Below are 6,169 nucleotides of genomic sequence, written 5' to 3'. Positions count from 1 at the left end.
ACCCACTGGTCGGTCAGTAGGCCGGTCCGATCCGGTGATGGTGTGACCGGCGTGGTGCCCGCGAGGGTGTCGAGCATCGCTTGCGCCGCTACGGGCGCCTGCACTTCCGCCACCCGGACCCGGTACTGGAAGCGGCGGCCGATCGGCTGGCGGCGGCGTGGGCGGCGTATCACCCACCCGCACACCGTGTCTCGGCCCCGCCTCCGCTGGCGGTCTAGATCAGAACGTGACGCGCTGGTCCTCGGGCCGGAAGAGCTTGTCGCCGTCCTTGACCCCGAAGGTCGCGTAGAACTCGGCCTGATTGCGCACCACCTGATTGGCGCGGAATTCGTCGGGGGAGTGGCTGTCGTTGGCGATCAGATTCTCGGTGTACTGCGAGGTCTGCTTGGATCGCCAGTTCCGGCCCCAGGATTCGAGCATGTCCTTGTAGTCCGGGTTCTCCACACCCGCCCGCTTCTGATTGATGCGGTAGGCGGCGAAAGCCATCTGCAGGCCGCGATTGTCGGCGACGTTCTCGCTGAGCGTCAGCGTGCCGTCCACGTGGTAGGCCGGGTCCAGGCCCTGCGGCACCAGGCCGTTGTACTGGTCGACGATCTTCTTGGTGCGCTCGTCGAACTTGGCCCGGTCCTCCGCGGTCCACCAGTCCTTCAGGTTGCCGTCGGCATCGTATTTCGAACCCTGGTCGTCGAATCCGTGCCCGATCTCGTGCCCGATGACAGCGCCGCCCGCGCCGTAGTTCACGGCCGCCTCGGCATTCGCGTCGAAGAACGGCGGCTGCAGGAACGCGGCCGGGAAGACGATCTCATTGTTGACCGGCTGGTAGTAGGCGTTCACCGTCTGCGGCGTCATGCCCCACTCGGTCTTGTCGACCGGCTTGTCGAGCTTGTCGAACATCTTCTTGGTGCCGAAAACATTGGCGGCACGCAGGGATTGGATCAGCTGCCCGCGAGTGATCTTCAGGCCGCTGTAGTCCTCCCACTTGTCCGGATAGCCGATCTTCACGCCCATCTTGCCGAGCTTGACCAGCGCGGCGTCCTTGGTCGGCTGCGACATCCAGGTCGAGTTGGTGAAGTTGTCCTTGTAGGCGGCGATGAGGTCGGCGACCATGTCCAGCGCCCGCTGCTTGGCCTCGGGCGGGAAATGCTTGTCCACGTACAGCTTTCCGAGCTGCTCGCCGAGCGTGTCGTCGACCGTGCCCACCGCGGACTTCCACCGGTCCGGCCGTTGCGTCAGCCCGCTCATCACGGTCCCGAAGAACTCGAAGTTGGCGTCGGCGATCGCCTTCGGCAGGAAGCGCGCGAACTCCCGCACCACCGACAGCTTCAGATAGTCGCGCCACACCGCGATATCCACGTCCTGCCACAGCTTTCCGGCCGCGGTGATGAACGACGGCTCGGCCACGATCACCGTCGCGAACAGGCTCTTGGGCCGATCGGTGGTCCCGGCCAGCCAAGGGTCCCAATCGAATTGCGGCGCCAGCGCCACCATGTCGGTCCACGACATCTTGTTGTAGCTGGCCTCGGTGTTGTGCAGTTTGATGTTGTCCCAGAACACGGCAGCGATCTTGGTCTCCAGGTCGAGGACCCGGCCCGCCAGGGCGACCGGATCGGCGAGACCCGCACCGGTGGCGATCTTCTCCAGGAAGGTCTTGTAACCGGCCAGCTTTTCGGCATATTCGGGCTTGCGGTAATACTGCTCGCTCAAACCGATTCCGGACTGCCCGACCGACGCGATGTGCGCACTGGAGTTCTTGCGATCCACCGACACACCGAGCCCGATCAGCCCGCCGATCGGCAACGCGGCCATCACCTTGGCCAGCTCCGGCTTACCCGCGGCCTTGTCGATATCGGCGAACATCTCCGCCAGCGGCGTGACGCCCAGCTTCTCGATGCCGTCCACGTCGAGGCGCGCGTCGTACAGGTCGCGGATCTTCTGCTCGGTGGTGTCGGGCTTGGGGTCCTTGATGCCCTCGATAATGTCCTTGAGCTGCCCCTGCACCCGGTCGCCGACCTCGTCGAAGGTGCCGAAGGAGACCTTGTCGGCGGGCAGCGAATAGTCCTGCAGCCACTTGCCGTTGACGAACCGGTACAGGTCGTCCTGGGGCCGCACCGCCGCGTCGGACCCGGACATGTCGGGCCCGGTGAGCTGGGTGGAGGCGACCGAGTTCTTCGTGTCGTGCCCACACGCCGCCAGCGTGGCGACCGCCGGGGCCAGTCCCAGCGCGATCAGAAAACGACGACGGTCCAGACCGGCCGGACGACCCGACGAACTCACAGGCACTACCTCTCCCCGAAGCTGCGATACCGACGCGAGGCTACCGGGGATGGCAGCCTCGCGCGGGGTGTCGCCGTCCTCAGAGCGTGACGCGCTGCTCCGGCGGCAGGTACTCCTTGTCGCCTTCCTTCACGTCATAGGTGCTGTAGAACTCGCCGAGATTCTTCACCACCTGGTTGCAGCGGAATTCGGCCGGCGAATGCGGATCATTGGCGAGTTGGTTCTCCAGCGCCTCGTCGGTCATCTTGGTCCGCCAGGTGCGACCCCACGACTCGAACATCGGCTTGTAGTCGGGAGTGGCGGTGCCCGCACGCTTCTCGACCATGCGGTAAGCCGCCAGCGAGATCTCGAGCCCGCGCAGATCCGCCAGGTTCTCCCCGACGGTCGGTTCCCCGTTCACATGCTGATCGGCGGGCAGACCCTGTGGCACCAGCGCGTTGTACTGATCGATGAGCTGCTTGGTCTTGGCCTCGAACGCCGCCTTGTCCTCCGGCGTCCACCAGTCCTTCAGATTGCCGTCGCCGTCGTACTTGGAGCCCTGATCGTCGAACCCGTGCCCGATCTCGTGCCCGATGACCGCGCCGCCCGCGCCGTAGTTCACCGCGGGCTGGGCGTCGGGATCGAAGAACGGCGGCTGCAGGAACGCCGCGGGGAACACGATCTCGTTGCCGCTGGGGTTGTAGTAGGCGTTCACCGTCTGCGGCGGCATGCCCCACTCCGACTTGTCCACCGGCGTCCCGAGCCGGTCGAACATCCGGTCGGCGTCGAAAGTGTCGGAGGCGCGCAGGGATTCGACGAGCTTGCCGCGGGTGACGGTGAGCTTCGAGTAGTCCTCCCACTTGTCCGGGTACCCGATCTTGGCGTTGATCTTGTCGAGTTTGACGATCGCCGCCTGCCGGGTGGGCGGCGACATCCACGTCGAATTGGTGAAGTTGTCCTTGTAGGCGGCCCGCAGATCGCCCACCATCTCCAACGCCCGCTGCTTGGCCTCGGGCGGGAAATGCTTGTCCACGTACAGTTTTCCGAGCGCCTCGCCCACGGTGCCGTTGACGGTGGACACCGCCGCCCGCCACAGCTCCGGCCGCTCCTTCAGCCCCGACATCTCCTTGCCGAAGAAGTCGAAGTTCGGATCGGCGATGGCCTTGGGTAGATAGGTCGCGAACGCGCGCACCAGGCCCAGCTTCAAATACTCACGCCAGGCGGCGATATCGACGTCGGCCCACAACTGCGCCGCGCCGGTGAGGAACGAAGGCTCGCCCACGTCGACCTTGTCGAAGAGGTTCTTGGGCCGGTCGGTGGTCCCGGCAAGCCAAGGGTCCCAATCGAATTGCGGCCCCAGCGCGGTCATCTCCGCCCAGGTCTTCAGGTTGTAGGTGGCATCGGTGTCACGCAGTTTCACGTTGTCCCAATGGAATCCGGCGATCCGCGTCTCCAGGTCCACGACCCGGTCGGCCAGCGCCGTCGGATCGGGGAATCCTGCCCCGGCGGCGATGCGCTGCATGTAGGTCCGGTATTTGGCGAGCTTGTCGGCGTATTCGGGCTTGCGGTAGTACTGCTCGCTCAGCCCGAGGCCCGCCTGCGACACCGACGGCAGATAGGCGTTGGAATCCTTGGGATCGGGCCCGACCCCGATCCCGATCAGCCCGACCCCCGGCAGCCCGCCCATCACCTTCGCGAGATCGGCCTTGGTCGCCGCCTTGTCGATCTGATCGAACAGATCCTGCAGCGGCGTCATGCCGAGTTTCTCGATGGCGTCCTTGTCCATCCGGCCGTCGTAGAAGTCGCGGATCTTCTGCTCGTTCGAGCCCGCCTTGGGGTTGTGGATCCCCTCGATAATGTCCTTGAGCTGCTGCTCGACCCGCTCCTGCACCTCGTCGAAGGTGCCGAAGGAGACCTTGTCCGGCGGCAGCTGGTACTCGTTGAGCCACTTCCCGTTGACGAACCGGTACAGGTCGTCCTGCGGCCGGATCGCCGGATCCGACCCGGACATGTCCGGTCCGATCAGCTGCTTGGGTTTGTCGTTCTTATTACAGGAGGCCAGCACGGCCACGGTGGGCGCGAGACCCAGGGCGATCAGGAACTTGCGGCGGTCGAGAGCAGGACGCTCGGACGTCACGCGGATCTCCTCATATCGGCTGATCGGATAGCTCGGACGTTGCTCGAGCCGACGCTAGTAGTCTCGGCTGAGGAAGACCTGAATCCGCTCCGGGCGCGTGTCCAGCCCCCCGATTTGGGTCCGACCTGGGGGTTCGCTAAACTGTTCCGGTTGCCTGCGGGAGCTCTGCCCCGCACTTCGGCCGCGAACCCACAGTGGTTGATCTCCAGTTTGGTGTGAAACCGCTGGCAGGCGTGCGTTTGAAGGGCAACTGACCATGCCCGTCGGGTCGGCAATCCGGCGTGCATTTCGTCCAGGTCTAGGAGGAGCTGAAGTGATTCAGCAGGAGTCGCGGCTGCGCGTCGCCGACAACACGGGTGCGAAGGAAATCCTCTGCATCCGCGTGCTCGGTGGCTCGTCGCGCCGCTATGCCGGCATCGGCGACATCATCGTCGCCACTGTCAAGGACGCCATCCCGGGTGGCAACGTCAAGAAGGGCGAGGTCGTCAAGGCCGTCGTCGTGCGCACCGTCAAGGAGCGCCGCCGCGCTGACGGCTCGTACATCAAGTTCGATGAGAACGCCGCGGTGCTGATCAAGGCGGACAACGATCCGCGTGGCACCCGCATCTTCGGCCCGGTCGGCCGTGAGCTGCGTGAGAAGCGTTTCATGAAGATCGTTTCGCTGGCGCCGGAGGTGCTCTAACTATGAAGGTGCACAAGGGCGACACGGTCATCGTCGTCTCGGGCAAGGACAAGGGCGCCAAGGGCAAGGTCATTCAGGCCTACCCGGCGACCGGCAAGGTCCTGGTCGAGGGCGTGAACCGCATCAAGAAGCACGTCGCGAACTCCGCGAACCAGCGTGGCGCCAGCTCGGGCGGCATCGTCACTCAGGAAGCGCCGATCCAGGCCTCCAACGTGATGGTCGTCGACTCCGACGGCAAGCCGACCCGCGTGGGCTACCGCACCGATGAGAACGGCAAGCGGGTCCGCATCTCCCGTCGCAACGGGAAGGACATCTGAGATGACTTCTACTGACAAGGTGCAGCCGCGTCTGAAGACGCGCTACCGCGCCGAGATCAAGCCGGCCCTGAACGAAGAGTTCAACTACGCCAACGTGATGCAGATCCCGGGCGTCGTGAAGGTCGTCGTGAACATGGGTGTCGGCGACGCCGCCCGTGACGCCAAGCTGATCAACGGTGCGGTCGCCGACCTCACCCTGATCACCGGCCAGAAGCCCGAGATCCGCAAGGCCACCAAGTCCATCGCGCAGTTCAAGCTGCGTGAGGGCATGCCGATCGGCGCGAAGGTCACCCTGCGCGGCGACCGCATGTGGGAGTTCCTGGATCGCCTGATCTCCATCGCGCTGCCGCGTATCCGCGACTTCCGCGGTCTGTCGCCGAAGCAGTTCGACGGCAACGGCAACTACACCTTCGGTCTCTCCGAGCAGTCCATGTTCCACGAGATCGACGTCGACAAGATCGACCGTCCGCGTGGTATGGACATCACCGTGGTGACCACGGCCACCAACAACGAAGAAGGCCGCGCGCTGCTCAAGCACCTCGGCTTCCCGTTCAAGGAGAACTGATCCATGGCTAAGAAGGCTCTGATCAACAAGGCCAACGCCAAGCCGAAGTTCGCGGTGCGTGCCTACACCCGCTGCCAGCGCTGCGGCCGCCCGCACGCCGTCTACCGCAAGTTCGGCCTGTGCCGTGTCTGCCTGCGCGAGATGGCCCACCGCGGCGAACTCCCGGGCGTCCACAAGTCGTCCTGGTGACTTACCGGTACTCGTGACCGCGTAAT

6 protein-coding genes are annotated in these 6,169 nt (G+C 64.9%); 4 read left to right on the top strand and 2 right to left on the bottom strand.

Features of this window, described 5'->3' with window-relative positions; all coding sequences use genetic code 11:
- Positions 1–219 precede the first annotated feature (219 nt).
- Together ACWELQ_RS35050 and ACWELQ_RS35045 are read right to left on the bottom strand one after the other, a co-directional pair.
- Positions 220–2,274, bottom strand: a complete 2,055-nt coding sequence (locus ACWELQ_RS35050) for a M13 family metallopeptidase (RefSeq protein ID WP_452401308.1) — start codon at positions 2,272–2,274, stop codon at positions 220–222.
- 79 nt (positions 2,275–2,353) lie between these two features.
- A complete protein-coding gene (locus tag ACWELQ_RS35045; protein ID WP_452401307.1) occupies positions 2,354–4,390 on the bottom strand; it encodes a M13 family metallopeptidase in 2,037 nt (678 codons plus the stop codon).
- Positions 4,391–4,703: 313 nt separating this feature from the next.
- On the opposite strand from ACWELQ_RS35045, the gene rplN reads away from it, so the two are divergent.
- From rplN to ACWELQ_RS35025, 4 genes are read left to right on the top strand one after another with little or no spacing between them, the layout of a single operon-like run.
- Positions 4,704–5,072: a 50S ribosomal protein L14 gene (gene rplN / locus ACWELQ_RS35040; RefSeq protein ID WP_379353923.1), complete on the top strand. Its 369-nt coding sequence runs from the start codon at positions 4,704–4,706 to the stop codon at positions 5,070–5,072.
- 2 nt (positions 5,073–5,074) lie between these two features.
- Entirely contained in the window at positions 5,075–5,389 is a 315-nt protein-coding gene (rplX, locus tag ACWELQ_RS35035) for a 50S ribosomal protein L24 (RefSeq protein ID WP_067574588.1), read from the top strand.
- Position 5,390: 1 nt separating this feature from the next.
- Entirely contained in the window at positions 5,391–5,954 is a 564-nt protein-coding gene (gene rplE / locus ACWELQ_RS35030) for a 50S ribosomal protein L5 (RefSeq protein ID WP_452401306.1), read from the top strand.
- 3 nt (positions 5,955–5,957) lie between these two features.
- Positions 5,958–6,143 (top strand): type Z 30S ribosomal protein S14, encoded by a 186-nt coding sequence (locus tag ACWELQ_RS35025; protein WP_029923637.1) that lies wholly within the window; start codon positions 5,958–5,960, stop codon positions 6,141–6,143.
- The last annotated feature ends 26 nt before the right edge of the window (positions 6,144–6,169 follow it).

Source organism: Nocardia sp. NPDC004722 (genome assembly GCF_053601505.1).
Note: the sequence above shows the minus strand (reverse complement) of the source record. Positions and strands in the feature narration are given on the sequence as shown.